The following is a 17,624-nucleotide window of genomic DNA, read 5'->3' as shown; positions in this document are numbered from 1 at the left end:
CTCAGGCGAGCGGACGGCGCCCGCGCAGCTCCGCGAGCATCACGTCCATCAGCGTCTCCTGCGCGTAACCCGCCGCCACGAAGACGCCCGACCAGAAGCGCCGGGCGGCCCGGCCGTCGGTCGCCACGGGGATCTCCCGGCCCGCCTGACGGTCCCACATGATCTCGTCGGTGAGATGCATGACCTGCTCGTCGGTCTTCAGGCCGAGCCGCTCGGCGATCACGAGGCGCACGTCGGTCAGGGCGCCCGCGAACTGCTCGGCGTCCTCGCGGGGCACCCGCACGGGCGGGGGTGCGCCGTGGCGGCCGAGCGGCGACGGGGCGTCGTCCCCGCTGGGCAGGTCGAGCAGCGCGGCGAAGGCCTCCAGCCGGTCCACCTTCGCACGGGCGACGTCGTTCTGCGTCAGACGGCGGAACTCGTCGGCGAGGTCGGCGTCGTCCTTGCTCGCGTCGGGCAGGAGCCGCTGCGCCGCGGGGTCGGTCGGCAGGCGGCCCACCCCGGTCACACCCGTCAGGCGGGCGAGGTCCGCGTCGGTGAGCTCGTCGGGCGCGAGCAGTCCGTTCGCCCACGCCTGCCCCTTGCCCGGCCCGGGATGAGCCGACGGGCCCGGCTCGTCGCCGTCGTCGAACAGGTCCAGGCCGGCCTCCTCGCGGAGCATGTCCGCGACGTCGCGGGCCACCCTGGCCAGGACCACCCGCTCCACCGGTTCGAACCTGGCCTCGTAACCCCGCCGCATGGCGCGGAACGGTGTCATGCGACTCCCCGTGCGCCCGACTCCTGCAGCGTCGCCCACAGACCGAACCCGTGCATCGCCTGTACGTCCACCTCCATGCGCTCGCGCCCCCCGCTGGACACGACTGCGCGACCGTTCTTGTGCACCTGCGTCATCAACCGCTCCGCCTTGACCCGCGGGTACCCGAAGTAGCTCTCGAACACGTACGTCACGTACGACATGAGGTTCACCGGGTCGTTCCAGACGATCGTCACCCACGGATCAGCAACCCCCGACGCGAGATCGGCGTCGGTGTCCTCCTCGACGGCCGTCCCGGCTGACCCCAGGGGCGTGAGCAGCGGCGAAGGGGAAGAAGTCACAGGTCTCACTCTAGGCGGTTCGGTCCCCGGACTGGACACCCTTGTCCAGAATTTTCGCGAAGTTGTCGCCGGGCTGTGACCTGGGGTACTTCGCCGGTCACGGGCGGTTCACCGGGACCCGTCCAGCCGGAGGTCCACCGTGGGGATCGCCGGGTCGCCATCCGACAGACGACGCGCCCCGCGGGGCAGCTCCGCACGCACCATGCCGTGGTTGATCGCCGCGTTGGCCACCCCGTACGGGCCCACCCAGCGCGAGTCGACGGCGCCGTCCACCACCATCGGCGCGAGCAGGGGCCGCAGGTCGTCGCTCTGGGGCGTCCACTCGGCCACCGCGTCGTCCGGGCCCGTCACCATGACCTCCTCGACCGCGTGACCGTCCCGGCCGTAGCGGCGGGCGGCAGCCTTGCGCCCGCCCCGGGAGGCCTTGTTCGCGGACGCCTTGGCCACCGGCTGGAGCACGCCCGAGGCGTCGGCACGCGCCACCAGCTTGTAGACCATACCGCACGTGGGCGCACCCGACCCGGTCACCACCGAGGTACCCACGCCGTACACGTCCACCGGCGCGGCGGCCAGCGAGGCGATGGCGTACTCGTCGAGATCGGACGTGACCACGATCTTCGTGTCGCGGGCGCCGAGGCCGTCGAGCTGCCGGCGCACCTCCTGCGCCAGCCCGCCCAGGTCGCCGGAGTCGAGGCGCACCGCACCCAGACCGGTTCCCGCCACCTCGACGGCGGTGGCCACCCCCCGTCGCACGTCGTACGTGTCCACCAGCAGCGTCGTGCCGGGACCCAGCGCCGCGACCTGGGAGACGAACGCGTCCCGCTCGCTGTCGTGCAGCAGCGTGAACGAGTGCGCGGCGGTACCGATCGTGTCCAGGCCGTACCGCATGCCGGCCTCCAGGTTGGACGTCCCGGCGAACCCACCGATCACGGCAGCCCGCGCGGCGGCGACGGACGCCTGCTCGTTGGCCCGGCGCGAACCCATCTCCAGCACGGGCCGGCTCCCGGCCGCGCTGGTCATGCGGGACGCCGCCGACGCCACCGCCGAGTCGTAGTTCAGGATCGACAGGATCAGCGTCTCCAGCAGCACCGACTCCGCGAAGGTGCCCTCGACCTGCAGCACCGGGGAGCCGGGGAAGAACACCTCGCCCTCGGCGTAGCCCTGGATGGTCCCGGAGAAGCGGTAGTTCGCCAGGTAGTCGAGGGTCCGGCGGTCCACCACGCCGTTCTGCTCGAGATAGGCGAGCTCGGCGTCCTCGAAGACGAAGTGTGGCAGCGCTTCCAGGACACGACCGGTCCCCGCCAGGACGCCGTAGCGGCGCCCCGGTGGCAGCCGTCGCGTGAACACCTCGAACACGCAGTGGCGGTGCGCCGTGCCGTCCGCGAGGGCCGCTTGGAGCATGGTCAGCTCGTAGCGGTCGGTCAGGAGTGCGACCGACGGACGCACCGCCGGCAAGGGCGCTGCGGGCAGGGGTCGAGGCTCGTCGACAGCCGTGTCGAACGCAGGCCACGAGTCAGTGAGCGGGGCGCCGCTGCCCCGAGGCTCGTCGGTCATGCACTCACGGTAGGCCAGAGAACGGGCCCTCGTAGTGCGAACACGGCTGTGGCGCGGTCTTGTCTCAGCATGCGGATCGTGGCGCTCGCCACTACTTCTGTCCGACGAACCAGCGGCGCACCTGAGCCACCCGTGCGTCGAGCTGATCCGCGGTCGCCAGCGGCACCTCCGGGCCCCCGCACTTGCGGCGCAGCTCGGTGTGGATCACGCCGTGCGGCTGCCCGCTGCGCTTGGCCCACGCCGAGACGAGCTTGGACAGCTCCTTGCGCAGCTCGGCGGCACGCCGGTGCTCCTGCTCCGAGCGCTCGTTCTCCACCTCGCGCGCCGTGGGCGCACCACCGCGCGCCTTCAGGTGGTCGGCCTGACGCTGCCGCAGCAGCGTGGCCACCTGGTCGGGCTCCAGCAGGCCGGGCAGGCCGAGGAAGTCGAGCTCCTCCGCCGAGCCGACATCGGCACCCGCACCGAACTCGCCGCCGTCGAACAGCACCCGGTCGAACGAGGCCTGGGCGTCCAGGGCCTGGAACGAGCCCAGCAGCTCGCCCGACGCCTTCTCCTCCTTGTTCGCCTCCGCGATCAGCGCGGCCTCCGGGTCGTACTCGATGCCCTGCTCCTCGGCCGTGCGCGGCCGGTCGAGCGCGTGGTCGCGCTCCTGCTCCATCGAGTTCGCCAGGTTCAGCAGCGGCGCGACGCTCGGCAGGAAGATCGACGCCGTCTCGCCGCGCTTGCGGGCGCGCACGAACCGGCCGATCGCCTGGGCGAAGAACAGCGGCGTCGAGGCGCTCGTGGCGTACACGCCCACGGCGAGCCGCGGCACGTCCACGCCCTCCGACACCATGCGCACCGCCACCATCCAGCGGTCCTCGCCCTGCGCGAACTCCTCGATGCGCCCCGAGGCGCCCTCGTCGTCGGACAGGACGACCGTGGGCCGCTTGCCCGTGATCTCGTGCAGGTGCGCGGCGTACGCGCGCGCGTTGTCCTGGTCGGTGGCGATCACCAGGCCGCCCGCGTCGGGCACCGTGCGGCGCACCTCGGTCAGGCGCTTGTCGGCCGCCGAGAGCACCGACGGGATCCACTGCCCCTCGGGGTCCAGCGCGGTGCGCCACGCCTGACCGGTCATGTCCTTGGTCATGGCCTCGCCGAGGCGGGCGCTGACCTCGTCGCCCGCCTTGGTGCGCCAGCGCATGTCGCCCGCGTAGGACATGAACAGCACCGGGCGCACCACGTGGTCGCGCAGGGCCTCGCCGTAGCCGTAGGTGTAGTCGGCCTTCGAGCGGCGGATGCCCTCGGCGTCCGGCTCGTACTCGACGAACGGGATGGCCGACGTGTCGCTCCGGAACGGGGTACCGGTCAGCGCGAGGCGGCGCTCCGCGCCCTCGAACGCCTCGCGCACGGCGTCGCCCCAGCTCAGGGCGTCGCCACCGTGGTGCACCTCGTCCAGGATCACCAGGGTGCGCGCGGCCTCCGTGCGGGCGCGGTGCAGCGCGGGCTTGGCCGCGACCTGCGCGTACGTGAGCGCGACACCGTCGTAGTGGGAACCGTGCCGGCCCTGCGAGTTCTTGAACTGCGGGTCGATGCGGATGCCGACGCGCGCGGCGGCGTCGGCCCACTGGGTCTTCAGGTGCTCGGTGGGCGCCACCACGGTGACGCGCCGGACCAGGCCCTGCTCCAGGAGCTCGGTGGCGATGCGGAGCGCGAACGTCGTCTTGCCGGCGCCGGGCGTGGCGACGGCCAGGAAGTCCTTCGGGTTCTTCTCGCGGTACAGCTCCAGCGCCTCGGCCTGCCAGGCGCGCAGGCTCGACGCCGTACCCCAGGGGGCACGACGTGGAAAGGCAGGGCTGAGCGACGAAGCGGCCGCAGACGACGGTGTGTGGGGCAGCTGCTGCGGCTGGCTCGTCACTGGGTGGAGTCGCCCTCGCCGCCGTCCTGCGGGTCACGGAGACCGTCGTAGATCTCCTTGCACCGGGGACACACCGGGAACTTGCCCGGGTCCCTGCCCGGCACCCAGACCTTGCCGCAGAGCGCGATCACGGGCTTGCCGCTCAGGGCGGACTCCATGATCTTCTCCTTGCGCACGTAGTGCGCAAAACGCTCGTGGTCCCCGGGCTGCGCCTCCTCCCGGGTCTCCTCGCGCTCCAGGACGCTCGTACCGCCCTGCGTACGGGGGTCGTCCTGCGGGCTGGAGAGTGGTTCGGTCATGCCGAGAAGTCTACGCGGGACCACCGACAGCCACGCCGTCGGCGCGCACGCCGGGGCAGGTCCGGAACCCGTCCCGGGCAGCGGCGGCCGGGAATTCCTTGCGGGCGTGTCGGTGGGCACCGCTATAACTGAGGCATGTCACGTCCCCGCCCCGAGAGGAGCCTCATCCTGCCCGACGACGCCGTCTCCCCCACCGACCTGGCCGACACCCTGTCCACCGCTCTGTCCGACGACCTGTCCGACGACCTGTCCGACAACCTGCCCGACAACCTCGCCGGCGACCTGCCCCGCGGCCTGCCCGACCCCGTCTGGCCCGACTTCGGCGACCACGACGACTGCGCCCGCCGCGCCGTCGCCGCCGTGGCCGCGATGCTCGGCCGCCCCGTCCCCGAGCGCCCGAAGGAACCCCGCTCGTCCGCCGAGTGGCTCAGCCGCCGGTGGGAGGTCGAGGAGAGCGCGCTGGTCAGCGTCTCGCGCGACATGTCGCGCACGCTCCAGCGGCTGCACGCCTACGCGCTGCAGCGCTGGATCGAGCGCCACCCGGACGTCGTGGCGGTGTTCGGCCCCGGGGGTGCCCCGCAGCGTGCCGCGCTCGACCTCGGCGACGGCACCTCGGTGAGCGTCCCGGCCGTGGCGACCGTGCTGTTCCCCGCCGGCTCCGCCTACGACGCGCCGGTGGCGGTCGAGGTGGCCTACCGGTACGGCACCCCGACGATCACCGCCTTCACCCTGCCGGGCGGCCTCCCGCTCGCCGAGCGGGTGCTCGCCGACCTGACCCGCACGCTGGAGGTGGACCACCCCTACCGCGGCGGCGTCCTGTCGGCGCGGTCGTCGTCCGGGTCGGTCGAGCTCGTCCCGGTCAGGCACACGGTGCAGGCGCGCGACGACGTCGTGCTGCCCGCCGAGCTGTGGCGCGAGGTCGACCTGTTCTGCTCCAGCGTGACCACCCGCCGTGCCGCGCTGCGAGCCCTCGGGCACACCACGTCCCGCGGTCTGCTGCTCGCGGGGAGGCCGGGCGTCGGCAAGACGAAGCTGACGCGGGTGATCGCCACGGAGCTCGCCGGCCCGCTCACGGTCGTGCTCGTCACCGCCGAGGTGCTGCGCACCTGGATGACGGAGCTGTACGACGAGATCCGCGGCCTGGGTCCCTGCCTCGTCGTGCTGGAGGAGATCGACTCGGTGGCGGCCAAGGGCTCGCGCGGCGACACGTCCTTCGCGGAGTTCCTCGACGCCCTGGACGGCACCCGCAGCTCGGACGACGTGCTCACGCTGGCCACCACCAACGACCCCGACGCCCTCGACCCGGCGGTCAAGCGTCCCGGACGCTTCGACACCATCGTCGAGGTACCGCCGCCGGACCAGGCGGGCCGTACCGAGATCCTGCGGCTCTTCCTGCCGGCGACCGCGCCGGTCGACGTCGCCCTGGTGGCCTCCTACCTGGACGGTGCCACGGGCGCCGACCTGCGCGAGGTGGCCCGGCGCTCCATCCTGGAGCACGGCCCGGACGAGCTGACCACCGAGCGCGTCACCGACGTGGCGACGTCCGGCCGCTGGAAGCCCGCCCCGGTCGCCGGCAACTACCTCTGACGGGCCGGACGCTCAGGTCACCCGAGCGACCTGAGCGTCCGGCAGGGCGCTACAGGCCCTGCCAGTCCGGCTTGTCCGCGTAGGTCTGCCGGTAGTAGTCGGCGAGCTGCAGCCGGGACGCCGCGGCGTCGTCGACCAGCACGGTCGCGTGCGGGTGGAGCTGCATGATCGTGGCGGGCCACATGGCCGAGACCGGGCCCTCCACGAGCTGGTGCACCGCCTCGGCCTTGGCGCGCCCGGAGGCCAGGAGCACCAGGTGCCGCGCCGACATGATGGTGGCGAGGCCCTGCGTGAGGCAGTGCCGCGGCACGTCGTCGACCGAGCCGCCGAAGAACCGCGCGTTGTCCTCGCGGGTCTGGCGGGTCAGCGTCTTGATCCGTGTGCGGGACGCGAGCGAGGAGCCCGGCTCGTTGAACGCGATGTGCCCGTCGGTGCCGATCCCCAGGATCTGCAGGTCCACGCCCCCGGCGTCGGCGATCGCGGCCTCGTACGCGGCGCAGGCCGCGGGGAGGTCGGCGGCGAGCCCGTCCGGACCCTGCACCGCACCGGGCGCGAAGTCGACGCGCGAGGCGATCTCCTTCTCGATCACGTTGCGGTACCGCTCGGGGTGGTCCGCGGGCAGGCCCACGTACTCGTCGAGCATGAACGCGCGGGCCCGCGCGAACGAGAGCCCCTCCTTGTGCCGGCGGGCCAGCTCGTCGTACACCGCCAGCGGGGACGAGCCCGTGGCCAGCCCCAGGACGGCCTCGGGCCGGGCCCGCAGCAGCTCCTCGACAGCGCCCGCCGCCAGCCGCGCGAGCTCGCCCGCGGGAGCGATCACAACCTCCATCAGCCTCTCCTCCCGAGGACCGCGGCGCCCACCGCCGCGACCGGAACGTGCGTCGGCGCCAGCCTGACCCGCTCGGCCAGCCGGAGCGAGCCGAGGAACGCGGACACCTTGGCCTGCTCGCGCAGCGCGTCCTGCACCACGTCCAGCAGCTCGGTGCCGAGCTGCGCCACACCGCCGCCCAGCACCACGTGCCGCACGTCGGTGGTGAGCACCAGCAGCCGGACGGCCGAGGCCACGGCGTCGGCGAACCGGTCCCGGACCACGACGGCCTCCTGGTCGCCCGCGCGGGCGGCCTCGAAGAGCTCCACGGGCGACGGCTTGCCGTGCCGCGCGGGCCACGCCGCCTCCAGCGCCTTGCCCGAGGCGAACCGCTCCAGGCAGCCGCGCTGCCCGCACGGGCACTCCGGGCCGAGGGGGTCCACCGGGATGTGCCCGATCTCCCCCGCCGCGCCGCTCGCGCCGCGCCGCAGCTCGCCGTCGAGCACCAGGCCCGAGGCGAGGCCGGTGCCGAGCGCGAGGAATGCGAGGTCCTCGTGCTCGCGCGCGCCGTCGCCCTGGCCGGCCGACCGTTCCAGGACGTGCGCCGCACCGACGGCGGCCACGTTGAGGTCGTTCTCGACCACCACGGGCACCCCGCCCACCCGGGCGGACAGCAGCTCGGCGAGCGGCAGCTCGTCGTCGTGCACGCCGAGGTTGACCGCGTGCTTCACCGTGCCGGACCGGTGGTCCACGATGCCGGGGATACCCAGCCCGACGCCGGCCAGGGCGGTGACCTCCACCCCGCCCGACGCGGCTACGTCGCGCACGGCCTCGGCCGCACCCGAGACCAGCCCCTCGGCCCCGTGCACCGTGGACCGGCGCACGGTGGCCACCACCTCACCCTCCGGGTCGAGGAGGGCGCCGAGGATCTTGGTCCCTCCGATGTCGAGCCCGACCGTGTAGCGCCCCATCCCGTTCTTGCCCATCAGCCCTTCACCGCGCCGGACACCAGACCACCGGTCATCCGGCCCTGGACGATCAGGAAGAAGATCACCACGGGGATGGCGATCAGGACCGCGCCCGCCATGACCGCACCCCAGTTCGTGGCCTGGGTGGCCTGCAGGAACGTGCGCAGCCACAGGGGCAGCGTCATGGCCTCCGGCCGCTGCATGATGACCAGCGCCGTGACGAACTCGTTCCACGCCTGGATGAAGGCGAACACACCCGTCGCCACCAGTCCCGGCGCGAGCAGCGGGAACGTGACCCGCCAGAACGCCCCGGCCCGGGAGCACCCGTCGATCATCGCCGCCTCCTCCAGCTCCTTGGGTACACCGTTGACGAAACCGCGCAAGGTCCAGATGGTGAACGGCAGCACACCGGCCGAGTACACGAGCGTGAGCCCGATGATCGTGTTGAGCAGCTGCCAGCCGTCGATGATCCGGAACATCGAGATGATCATCGCCTCTCCGGGGATCATCTGGACCACCAGGATCAGCACGATGAACGTCCGTCGGCCCTTGAACGAGAACCGGGTCAGCGCCAGCGACGCCGCGAACCCGATGATCAGGGTGATCACGAGCGTGAGGAACGTGACCCCGATGGAGTTGAGCACCGCGGGCGGGAACGGCGCGCGCTCCTCGCCGAACATCGCCGAGCGGTAGTTGTTCAGGGTGAACACGTCCGGCGTCGGGAAGAACGCGAGGTTCTCGCCGCGGATGCTGCTGTTCGGCAGGAACGAGGTGTTGATCATCCAGTACACCGGGAACGCCGAGAACACGAAGACGAACACGGCCAGGACGCCGAACCCGGTGTCGGCGAGACGCTTGCGGATCTTGATCACGACTCCTCCTCCCGCAGCGTGCGCCGCACATAGGGGAACGAGATGGCCAGCATGACGACGACGAAGACGACGCCGATCGCGCTCGCGAGGCCGTAGTGCCCCTGGGCCATACCCATCTGGTAGATGTACACGCCGATCGTGTTGGTCAGCTCCCGGTCACCGCCGACGTCCTGCAGCACGAAGACCTGCGTGAAGAGCTTCAGGTCCCAGATCATCGAGAGCACCACGAGCACGGTGATGATGCTGCGCACGTAGGGCACCTGGATCAGGCGGAAGCGCTGGAAGGCGCTGGCACCGTCGAGCTGGGCCGCCTCGATGACCTCCTCGGGGATCTGCGTGAGACCCGCGTAGAGCGTGAAGGCGACGAACGGCACGGCGCCCCACACGACGATGAAGGTCAGGATGAGGAAGAACGACCACGGGTTGAGGAGCCAGGAGTGCCCGAACCACCGGTCGCCGGTGATCGCCGTGAGCAGGTTGTTCACCACGCCGTACTGCGTGTCGAAGACCCAGCCCCACACGGTGGTGGCGGCCAGCGCCGGCATCGCCCAGGCCAGCAGCAGGCCCACGGACACGAGCATCCGCAGGGCCTTGCCGACCCGCATCATCAGTAGCGCCACGAGCATGCCCAGCACCATCGTGACCACCACGAGCACGACCATGAGCAGGAAGCTGCGGCCCAGCACCGTCCAGAAGCCCTGGACGTCCGTGAGGATGGCCGCGTAGTTGTCGAACCCGACCCACTCGGCGGGCTGGCCCATGAGCTGGGCGCGCTCGTACTCCTGGAACGACATCACGAGCAGGCGCACCACGGGGTACCCGGTCAGGACGCCGAGGAGGATCATCGAGGCCGACAGCAGCAGCCAGGGCAGGTAGGGCGTCCGGCGCTTGCGCCGGACCTGTTGGCGCGGTGGCGCCGGTGGGTCCAGAAGTGTGGTGGTCATGTCCTGTCTTCCTCGGTGGCCGCCGGCAGGCCCTCCCGGTGGCGGGCGGCGGCGGACGGCAGGCGGGCAGTGGTATCCCGTCCCGCCCGGGATCTGAGGTCACCGGGCGGGACGGGACGTCGTGCTGACTCGCGTCAGCTGTTGAGGATTCCCTCGATGTCCGCGTCGAGCTTCTCGGCCACCGTCTTCACGTCCTCGCCGGCGGCGATCTTGGAGAAGGCGGTCTGCAGGATCATCTGGGACTCGACGTCGGCCCACTTCGGCGACGCCGGGGTGAGCCTGGCGTTGGCGGCGGCCTCCGCGGCGGCCTTGCCGATCGACGTCTCCTGGTCGACCTTCTCGAAGAGCGAGGTCTTGGCCGGGAACAGGCCGTTGGCGGCAAGGATCGACTGGTACTCGTCGCTCAGCAGGATCTCGTAGGCGCTCATCGCCAGGTCGGGACGGGCCGACTTCTGCGCGATGGCGATGTTCGAGCCGCCGGCGAACACCTGGGCGGCGCCGCCGTCCTTGCCCGGCAGGGCGAACGCCTGCAGGTCGGAGCCGTAGGTGGAGGCGCAGCCCGGCACGCCGTCCGGGGTCTCGGGCTCCTCGGGGGCGTTGATGGACCACTGGATCCAGCTCGGTGCCGACAGGAAGGCCACGCTGCCCTCGCAGAACGGCACCTGCAGGTCTGCCTCGTTGGTGTCGGCCGGGGCGTTGTTGCCCTCGGTCATGATGGTCTGGATCTGCTCCAGGCCGGCCAGGCCGCCCTCCGAGGAGAAGCCCGCCTCCCAGGTGCCGTCCTCGGCCTGCTCGGCGATGAAGCCGCCGTTCTCCCAGATGAAGGGGAGCGCGTTGTACCAGTCCTGGCCCGGCCAGTACACGCCGGACACCTTGTCGGTGCGCAGGTCGACGGCGCTGGCGACGTACTCGTCCAGCGTGGTCGGCACCTCGGCGTCGCCCAGCACCTGCTCGGAGTAGAAGACGACGCGCGAGCCGGAGTAGTAGGGCAGGGCGTAGTGCTTGCCCTCCCAGTCGCCGGCCTCGACGAAGCCCGGCAGCAGGTCGCTGCCGCCCAGGCCCTCGAACTCGTCGGCCGTGATCTCGCGGAAGTAGCCCGCCTCGGTGAACGCCGCGGCCTGCGTGTTGCCGATCTCGACCACGTCAGGGGCGTCCGAGCCGGACAGCGCCGTCGTGTACTTGTCGACGAGGCCCTCCCAGGCCTGCTCCTCGATGGTGAGGGTGCTACCCGGGTTCTCCTCCTCGAACGTCTCCTTGAGGTAGTCGCGGGCCTCCTGCGGCGTGTCCGAGCCGACGAGCCAGACCCGGACCTCGCCGGGACCGGTCTCCTCGGGCGCCGCCGCGCCGCCGGCGTTACCGCACGCGCTGAGCGCGAGCGTCAGGGTGATCGCCGACGCCGCAGCGCCGACGAGACGGTTTCTGTTCACGTGTGTTCCTCCCGGATACGACCATGTGTCGCGGTGGTGCCTGGTGAGATGGGTCGCCTGCCGCCCACACGTGCGCTCGGATGCTCACGAGACCCCCAGCTGGGCGGAAAGCACGAGGACGGCGGCACCCGCCAGCACCACGTCCTCGTCGAGTGCGGCCATCCGCAGCTGCAGGCCCGATGTGATGGCCGGCATGGTGCGCTGACGGATGGTGTCCAGCGCTGCCTCGCGCAGGGGGCCGTCGAGCAGGTCACGGGGACCGCTCAGCAGCACCTGGTCGAGGTTGAGCGCGCTGACGACCGGGGCGAGGGTCACGCCCAGCACCCGGCCAGCCGACGCCAGAGCGGCGTCGGAATCCTTCGTGTCCTTGCCCTCGACCGCGCGCCGCAGCGCCGGGACGGACAGGACCGTCTCGAGGCAGCCGCGGCGTCCGCAGGCGCACTGCACGCCGTCGTCCACGACGGTGACATGGCCGATCTCACCGGCGGCGTCACCCTGGCCGTGCACGCGGACGCCGTCGACCACCACGCCCGCGCCGACACCCGCGCCGACGGTGACCACGAGCATCCCGGAGCTGCCGCCGCCGTAGGTGAACTCGCCGAGGGCCGCCGTGTTGGCGTCGTTCGCGACGTGCACCGGCAGCCCGAGGCGCTCGCCCAGGAGCCCGGCGAGCGGCACGTCGTACCACCCGCGGTTGGGCGCCTCGACGACGCGGCCGTCCAGGTCGATGATGCCGGGCGAGCCGACGCCGACGCCGATCACCGGGTGGTTCGCCGCGGCCACGAGCCGGCGCACGAAGCGGGTGAGCAGGTCGACGAGCTCGTCGCCCGTGCGGCCGTCGATGTCGAGCTGCCGGCGCACCACGATCTCGCCCGTGAGGCTGAGGACCGCGCCGCGCATCCGGCCGTGCTCCGTGAGGTCCACCGCGACGATCTGGTAGGCGTCCGACCGCAGCCCCACGAGGATCGCGGGCTTGCCGACACGCTGGCCCGGCCGGGTGCCGAGCTCCTCCACCAGTCCCTCGGTGATGAGCACCGAGACCAGGTCGGAGATGGTCACGCGGGTGAGCGAGGTCGCTCGTGCGAGGTCGGCCCGGGAGGTGGGCCCCTCGTGGAAGAGGTGCTGCAGCACCAGGGACCGGTTGTGCGCCCTGGCGTGCTCGGGGAGCACCTTGGACGTCGCGCGCAACCGTGCGCCGAGCCCTCGCCCGGTGCCGTTGCGTTCTGTCGCCGTCGCCATGTTTGTTAGTAGACCTCCTTAACAGAGTCCCTGTCCATCGCCGGGTATGACCCGTAACAAGACTGTTACGTGGGTCACGCTTGCCCAGGGCGGAGCCGGACCTGCCGTCGCTTCCGGATTACTTCACGTGCCTGACGAAACCGAGCCTGCCGTACGCCGGCGGAGCAGGCACGGCGTGACCGCACCGTGATCAAATACTGCGCAAAACCGAAGAAAAATCCGGTCACCGGGTCCACAAGTTCACAAAGGGATCACAGTTCTCAGGTGGGGAGCGTTCCGGCCTGACGGGCCTCCTACGCTCGTCCCATGAAGCGCATCCGGCCGGCCATGGGGGACGCGGGCCCGCCCGCGTGGCGGCCCTTCCGTACCCTCCTGGCGGCACTGACCACCGGGATCCTCGTCGTCGCCCTCGGGGCCTGCTCGGGCGGGGGTGCGAGCGACTCCGACGGCTCAGGGGCCGCCGTGGAGGAGGGTGCCGCGCAGAGCGAACCCCTCTCCCCCGACGGGGCGCGGGACGCCGTCGCCGACGCGACCGGCGCCGTCGGCCTGGCCGAGGCCCCCCAGGAGGCCGTGGACCGCGAGCTCGTCACGACGGGCAGCGCGACGCTCGCGGTGGAGGACCCGTTCGACGCCGCCGAGCGCATCGCGGGCCTCGTCGAGGGCGCCGGCGGACGCGTCGAGACCCGCGACGAGCAGGCCGCGACGGACCACGAGCCCGGCAGCGCCTCGATGACCCTGCGCATCCCCGCCGACCGGGTGTCCGCCACGCTGGACGCCCTCGGGGAGCTCGGCGAGGTGCGCGACCGGCACGTCGAGACCGTGGACGTCACCGGCACGGCCCAGGACCTGGACGCCCGCATCGAGGCGCTGCGCACGTCGACCGACCGGCTCCGTGAGCTCATGGCCGACGCCGACCGGACGTCCGACCTCATCGAGATCGAGGCGGAGCTGTCCACGCGCCAGGCGGAGCTCGACTCCCGGGTCTCCGAGCGCAACCGCCTCTCCGACGAGGTCGCGATGTCCACGCTGCACGTCGAGATCGTCGCGGAGGGCACGCCGGCCGCCCAGGCACGGCCCGGCGGGTTCGTCGGCGGTCTCACGGCGGGGTGGAACGCCCTGGTGAGCACCTTCAACGTGGTCGTCCTCGTGCTCGGGGCGATCATCCCGTGGCTGGCGCTGGCCGGCGTCGTGCTCCTCGTGGTCATGGGGGTCCGCCGTCAGGTCGCCCGCACGCGCGCCGCGGGTCCGACGCCGCCCGCCGCCGAGCCGGAGCCCGCGCCCGCCGAGTGAGCCGGACGCACCACGGCCCTGGTCCGACGTACCGGTGACGTCGGACCAGGGCCGTGGTGCATGGTCGTGCAGGTCAGTCGGTGACGGCCAGCGCGTCGATCTCCACCAGCATCTCCTCGCGCGGCAGCCCCGTGAAGACGGTGGTGCGGCTCGGCAGCACCCCGCCGGGGCAGTGCTTCGTCACGAACTCGCCGTACGCCTCGTTCATGACGGCGAAGTCCTCCCGCTTGGTGAGGTAGACGCGCAGCATCACCACGTCGTCGAAGGTGGCGCCGCCCGCCTCGACGATCGCCCGGACGTTCTCCAGCGTGCGGGTCGTCTGCGCCGCGACGTCGCCGGGGTACAGGTACTCCCCCGACGCCGGGTCGACCGGCCCCTGACCCGACACCTGCACGAACGGGCCCTTGCGCACACCCTGGTGGAACGTGTGCGCGGGCGCGGGGGCGTCGGGGGTGGAGATGGCGGTCTTCGTGGTCATCGGTTCTCCTTGCTGAGTCGTGCGGTGATCGGTCGGTCCTGCTGGTCAGAAGTCGAGCGTGACCTGCTCGACGACGTCGTCGCCCCGGGTCACCAGGGCCGTCCGGTACTTGTCGAGCACCGTGCACGGGTGCGAGATGCCGAAGCCGACCACGTCTCCGGGCCGGAGCACGCCGTCGGACGCCGGCTCGACGGACAGGTAGGCGTGCTGGTCGTTCAGAGCAGTCACCCGCACCCCGGGCAGCTCACGGGCCTCGCCCAGCCGGCCGGCGGCGTCCGGCGTGCGCGCCACGAGCGGCGTCGGCAGGTCGATGTCGAACGACACGTCCCGGCGGCCCATCCCGACGATGACGAGCCCGGGCTCCGGCGCGGACAGCACCGAGGCCCAGACGCGGATCGCCGGGAGCAGCCGGTCGACGCCCATCCGGGTCCACGGGTCGGCGTGCAGGTAGTGGCCGTGGTCGTGGGTCACGTACGCTCCGGAGCGGACCACGGCCCGCGCCGGCACCTCGGCGCCCGAGGCGTCCCGCAGCGGAGCACCCAGGTGCTGCGCCACGACGTCGGCGAACGCGCTGCCGCCCGCGCTGAGCACCACGGGGCCGTCCACCAGGCCGGCCAGCTCCGCCCCGGTCTCGCGCAGCTCCTCGCACCACCGGCCGACGGCGGCCAGCTCCTCGGCGCTGGTGCCGCTCGCCACCGGCCCCTCGTACCCGGCCACGCCGACGAGCCGCAGTCCCGCGTCGTGCACCCGCCCGGCGAGCGCGACGGCGTCGGACCGGCCGCGCACACCGGTGCGGCCGCCGGGCACGCCCAGCTCGACGAGCACGCCGAGCCGTGCCGCGGCCTGCGGGTCCGCGCCCGCGAACCCGGTGGCGAGCAGGTCGAGGCCGGGCTGTGAGTCGACGTAGACCCAGACCTCCTCGGCGGCGCCGCTCGCCAGCGCCGCGCGGAGCCACGCGACGTCGCGCGGGTCGACGATCTCGTTCGCGAGGAAGACGCGCGGGACGCCCCAGCCGAGCACGGTCCGGAGCTGCCCGGGCGTGGCCACCGTGGCACCCCACACCCCGACCGCGGACTGGCGCTCCCAGACCCGGCGCGACATGTGGGTCTTGACGTGCGGGGCGTGCTCCACGCCCGTGGCGGCGAACGCCCCCGCCACCGTCGCGATGTTGTGCTCCAACGACGCCTCGTCGAGCGTCAGCAGGGGCCAGAGGAACGTGGGGTCGTCGATGCGTGACACCCCCACATCCTGCCTTGTCACGGGAGCGGACCGCACACGCCGATCACTCTCGCCGTCCGAGTCGCCCGCCGGGTCGTTCCCCGGCGGCCGGGGACGGCAGGTTCTCCACGCCGCCGTCCTCCCGCCAGCCGCCCATGCCCGCCCAGCCGCCGGCCGCGGTCTCGGCGGCCAGGTCCCGCGGGTAGCCCTCGACACCGGGCCTGGTCTGCCAGGGAAGGGGCCCGGCCAGCGGGCGGTACTCGACGCCGTACGCGTCCAGGCGCGGCAGGTGGCGGCGTTCGAGGCGGTCCAGGAACTCCTTCGACGCCGTCGTCCCGGGCTCCCGGTCGACGGCGGGCGACCAGGCCACCTCGGCGAAGGCGGCGAGCCGGGGGTACGTCGCGTAGTCGACCCGCCGCGCGCTGTCCAGGTGCTCGCTCCACACCTGCGCCTGCACCCCCAGCAACCGCCCGGCCCCTCGTCGGGTGCCGGGCGTCTGCGGGGTCCCGGTGCCAGGAGCCCGCAGATCCCCAGCACCCAGCGCGGCCGGGAAGGGGTCGAAGGCGTAGACGTCCTCGACCGTGCGGAGGAAGCCCACCGGGATCGGTTCCGCGGGGTGGTCGCCCGCGCGGTGGTCCAGGTACACGACCTGCTCGGGCGCCATGACCACGTCGTGCCCGGCCGCGAGCGCGGCGGCGCCCTGCGCGTAGCCCCGCCAGGACGTGACGATCACGTCGCGCGGCAGCATCGGCGACACGGCCTCGTCCCAGACGACCGCGCGGCGGCCGGCGTCGGACACGTGCTCCGCGAGGCGGGACACGAACCAGCCGTGCAGCTGGGCGACGTCCGGGGCGCCGTCGGGCCCGACCAGGCCGAGCGCGCGGGCGCGGGCGACGATGTGCGGCGCGTCCCGCCAGAGCGTGGTCGGCACCTCGTCACCGCCCAGTGCGACGAACGGCGTGTCGAAGACGTCGAGCACCTCGTCGAGCACGTGGCGGAAGAACGCGAGCGAACCCTCGGACGGGTCGAGCACGTCCTGGCTGATGCCCCAGGTGGTGCGGACGCCCTGGCGGTCCTTGCGGGTGCCGAGCTCGGGGTAGGCGGCGACGGCGGCCTCGACGTGGCCGGGCACGTCGATCTCCGGGACCACGGTGACGCCGCGGTCACGGGCGTACGCGACGATCTCGCGCAGGTCGTCCTGCGTGTAGAAGCCGCCGTGCGGGCGACCGTCGCGGGAGCCGGTGCGCCAGGTGCCCACGGTGGACTCACGGCGCCACGCGCCCGTCCGCGTGAGCTCGGGGTAGCGGTGGACCTGCACCCGCCAGCCCTGGTCGTCGGTGAGGTGGAGCTGCAGCACGTTGAGCCGGTGGGCGGCGGCGAGGTCGACGAAGCGCAGCACGTCGTGCTTCGGCAGGAAGTGGCGGGCGACGTCGAGCAGGACGCCGCGCCACTCGAAGCGTGGGTGGTCCTCGATCCGCACGGCAGGCAGCAGGAGCTCCGACGGGACGTCGCGGTAGGGCGCGGGCGCACTCCGGAAGGCCGCCGGGCCGGCGAGCTGACGCAGCGCCTGGACGGCGGCGTGCGCACCGGAGAGGTCCGCGGCCTCGATCCGCACGACGGCGGGCGGCAACGCGTCCGTGGCCGGCCGCGGCGTGGCAGCGGCCGGCGCCGCGGTGCCCACGTCGAGGCGGTAGGCCCCGGCGGGCAGCCCGGCGTCCCGCGCGACGACGACGTCGGCCGCCGGGCCGGTCACGGGCACCAGGTCGATCCCGAAGGCCCGGCCCAGGGCCTGACGCCACCAGCGGGCAGCGGGCCGCAGCGCCGGGTCCGCCAGGACGGTCGCACCGTCCCCGAGCCGCGCCAGAGGGCCCCGGACCTGCATCGACGCAGGCACGGGGACGAGTCCAGGATCTCCGGGGTGGTGCACGGCTGCCACGATAGCGTGACGCCC

The 17,624-nt window shown here is 72.8% G+C and carries 16 protein-coding genes; 2 read left to right on the top strand and 14 right to left on the bottom strand.

What is annotated here, in order from left to right; translation table 11 throughout:
* Position 1 precedes the first annotated feature (1 nt).
* From ACIBBF_RS20155 to ACIBBF_RS20135, 5 genes are all read right to left on the bottom strand, one after another.
* Entirely contained in the window at positions 2–754 is a 753-nt protein-coding gene (locus ACIBBF_RS20155) for a DUF2017 family protein (protein ID WP_397416843.1), read from the bottom strand.
* Positions 751–1,059, bottom strand: a complete 309-nt coding sequence (gene clpS / locus ACIBBF_RS20150) for an ATP-dependent Clp protease adapter ClpS (RefSeq protein ID WP_397416904.1) — start codon at positions 1,057–1,059, stop codon at positions 751–753. The genes ACIBBF_RS20155 and clpS overlap by 4 nt, the downstream gene beginning before the upstream one ends.
* 141 nt (positions 1,060–1,200) lie before the next feature.
* Positions 1,201–2,646: a nicotinate phosphoribosyltransferase gene (locus tag ACIBBF_RS20145; RefSeq protein WP_397416841.1), complete on the bottom strand. Its 1,446-nt coding sequence runs from the start codon at positions 2,644–2,646 to the stop codon at positions 1,201–1,203.
* Positions 2,647–2,737: 91 nt separating this feature from the next.
* Positions 2,738–4,543 (bottom strand): DEAD/DEAH box helicase, encoded by a 1,806-nt coding sequence (locus tag ACIBBF_RS20140; RefSeq protein WP_397416838.1) that lies wholly within the window; start codon positions 4,541–4,543, stop codon positions 2,738–2,740.
* Positions 4,540–4,842, bottom strand: coding sequence for a DUF3039 domain-containing protein (locus tag ACIBBF_RS20135; protein ID WP_397416836.1), 303 nt, complete (start codon positions 4,840–4,842; stop codon positions 4,540–4,542). Before ACIBBF_RS20135 ends, ACIBBF_RS20140 begins: the two co-directional genes overlap by 4 nt.
* 135 nt (positions 4,843–4,977) lie before the next feature.
* Between ACIBBF_RS20135 and ACIBBF_RS20130 the strand changes: the two genes are divergently transcribed.
* Positions 4,978–6,429: an AAA family ATPase gene (locus ACIBBF_RS20130; protein ID WP_397416834.1), complete on the top strand. Its 1,452-nt coding sequence runs from the start codon at positions 4,978–4,980 to the stop codon at positions 6,427–6,429.
* A gap of 49 nt (positions 6,430–6,478) precedes the next feature.
* Here the strand turns inward: ACIBBF_RS20130 and nagB are convergent, their stop codons facing one another.
* The 6 genes from nagB to ACIBBF_RS20100 all read right to left on the bottom strand — a co-directional run bounded on the left by nagB (position 6,479) and on the right by ACIBBF_RS20100 (position 12,687).
* A complete protein-coding gene (gene nagB / locus ACIBBF_RS20125; RefSeq protein WP_397416832.1) occupies positions 6,479–7,258 on the bottom strand; it encodes a glucosamine-6-phosphate deaminase in 780 nt (259 codons plus the stop codon).
* A complete protein-coding gene (locus ACIBBF_RS20120) occupies positions 7,258–8,223 on the bottom strand; it encodes an ROK family protein (protein WP_397416830.1) in 966 nt (321 codons plus the stop codon). Before ACIBBF_RS20120 ends, nagB begins: the two co-directional genes overlap by 1 nt.
* The gene (locus tag ACIBBF_RS20115; protein ID WP_397416828.1) at positions 8,223–9,077 is read right to left on the bottom strand and encodes a carbohydrate ABC transporter permease; all 855 of its coding nucleotides are present in this window, start codon (positions 9,075–9,077) and stop codon (positions 8,223–8,225) included. The genes ACIBBF_RS20120 and ACIBBF_RS20115 overlap by 1 nt, the downstream gene beginning before the upstream one ends.
* On the bottom strand, positions 9,074–10,021 hold the full coding sequence (locus tag ACIBBF_RS20110) for a carbohydrate ABC transporter permease (RefSeq protein WP_397416825.1): 948 nt from the start codon (positions 10,019–10,021) through the stop codon (positions 9,074–9,076). Before ACIBBF_RS20110 ends, ACIBBF_RS20115 begins: the two co-directional genes overlap by 4 nt.
* Before the next feature lie 134 nt (positions 10,022–10,155).
* On the bottom strand, positions 10,156–11,448 hold the full coding sequence (locus ACIBBF_RS20105) for an extracellular solute-binding protein (protein ID WP_397416823.1): 1,293 nt from the start codon (positions 11,446–11,448) through the stop codon (positions 10,156–10,158).
* 84 nt (positions 11,449–11,532) lie between these two features.
* Positions 11,533–12,687, bottom strand: coding sequence for an ROK family protein (locus ACIBBF_RS20100; RefSeq protein ID WP_397416820.1), 1,155 nt, complete (start codon positions 12,685–12,687; stop codon positions 11,533–11,535).
* Between the two features lie 306 nt (positions 12,688–12,993).
* Between ACIBBF_RS20100 and ACIBBF_RS20095 the strand changes: the two genes are divergently transcribed.
* Entirely contained in the window at positions 12,994–13,977 is a 984-nt protein-coding gene (locus tag ACIBBF_RS20095) for a DUF4349 domain-containing protein (protein WP_397416818.1), read from the top strand.
* A 73-nt stretch (positions 13,978–14,050) separates the two neighbouring features.
* On the opposite strand, the gene ACIBBF_RS20090 is transcribed toward ACIBBF_RS20095, so the two are convergent.
* Genes ACIBBF_RS20090 through ACIBBF_RS20080 form a run of 3 tightly spaced genes read right to left on the bottom strand, consistent with a single transcriptional unit; the run spans position 14,051 to position 17,600 of the window.
* Positions 14,051–14,455, bottom strand: coding sequence for a RidA family protein (locus ACIBBF_RS20090; RefSeq protein WP_397416816.1), 405 nt, complete (start codon positions 14,453–14,455; stop codon positions 14,051–14,053).
* 45 nt (positions 14,456–14,500) lie between these two features.
* Complete coding sequence (locus ACIBBF_RS20085; RefSeq protein WP_397416814.1) at positions 14,501–15,694, bottom strand: alanine racemase; 1,194 nt, start codon at positions 15,692–15,694, stop codon at positions 14,501–14,503.
* Positions 15,695–15,737: 43 nt separating this feature from the next.
* Positions 15,738–17,600, bottom strand: coding sequence for a beta-N-acetylhexosaminidase (locus tag ACIBBF_RS20080; RefSeq protein ID WP_397416811.1), 1,863 nt, complete (start codon positions 17,598–17,600; stop codon positions 15,738–15,740).
* Positions 17,601–17,624: the final 24 nt, after the last annotated feature.

Origin of the sequence: Promicromonospora sp. NPDC050880 (assembly GCF_044456525.1) — a bacterium.
In the GTDB taxonomy this organism is placed as follows: Bacteria; Actinomycetota; Actinomycetes; order Actinomycetales; family Cellulomonadaceae; genus Promicromonospora.
This window is presented reverse-complemented; position numbering and strand designations above follow the sequence as displayed.

Coding starts and splice junctions, on each gene's coding strand:
- ACIBBF_RS20155 (WP_397416843.1), bottom strand. CDS start 754: ATGACACCGTTCCGCGCCATGCGGCGGGGTTACGAGGCCAGGTTCGAA.
- ACIBBF_RS20145 (WP_397416841.1), bottom strand. CDS start 2,646: ATGACCGACGAGCCTCGGGGCAGCGGCGCCCCGCTCACTGACTCGTGG.
- ACIBBF_RS20135 (WP_397416836.1), bottom strand. CDS start 4,842: ATGACCGAACCACTCTCCAGCCCGCAGGACGACCCCCGTACGCAGGGC.
- ACIBBF_RS20130 (WP_397416834.1), top strand. CDS start 4,978: ATGTCACGTCCCCGCCCCGAGAGGAGCCTCATCCTGCCCGACGACGCC.
- nagB (WP_397416832.1), bottom strand. CDS start 7,258: ATGGAGGTTGTGATCGCTCCCGCGGGCGAGCTCGCGCGGCTGGCGGCG.
- ACIBBF_RS20120 (WP_397416830.1), bottom strand. CDS start 8,223: ATGGGCAAGAACGGGATGGGGCGCTACACGGTCGGGCTCGACATCGGA.
- ACIBBF_RS20110 (WP_397416825.1), bottom strand. CDS start 10,021: ATGACCACCACACTTCTGGACCCACCGGCGCCACCGCGCCAACAGGTC.
- ACIBBF_RS20100 (WP_397416820.1), bottom strand. CDS start 12,687: ATGGCGACGGCGACAGAACGCAACGGCACCGGGCGAGGGCTCGGCGCA.
- ACIBBF_RS20095 (WP_397416818.1), top strand. CDS start 12,994: ATGAAGCGCATCCGGCCGGCCATGGGGGACGCGGGCCCGCCCGCGTGG.
- ACIBBF_RS20090 (WP_397416816.1), bottom strand. CDS start 14,455: ATGACCACGAAGACCGCCATCTCCACCCCCGACGCCCCCGCGCCCGCG.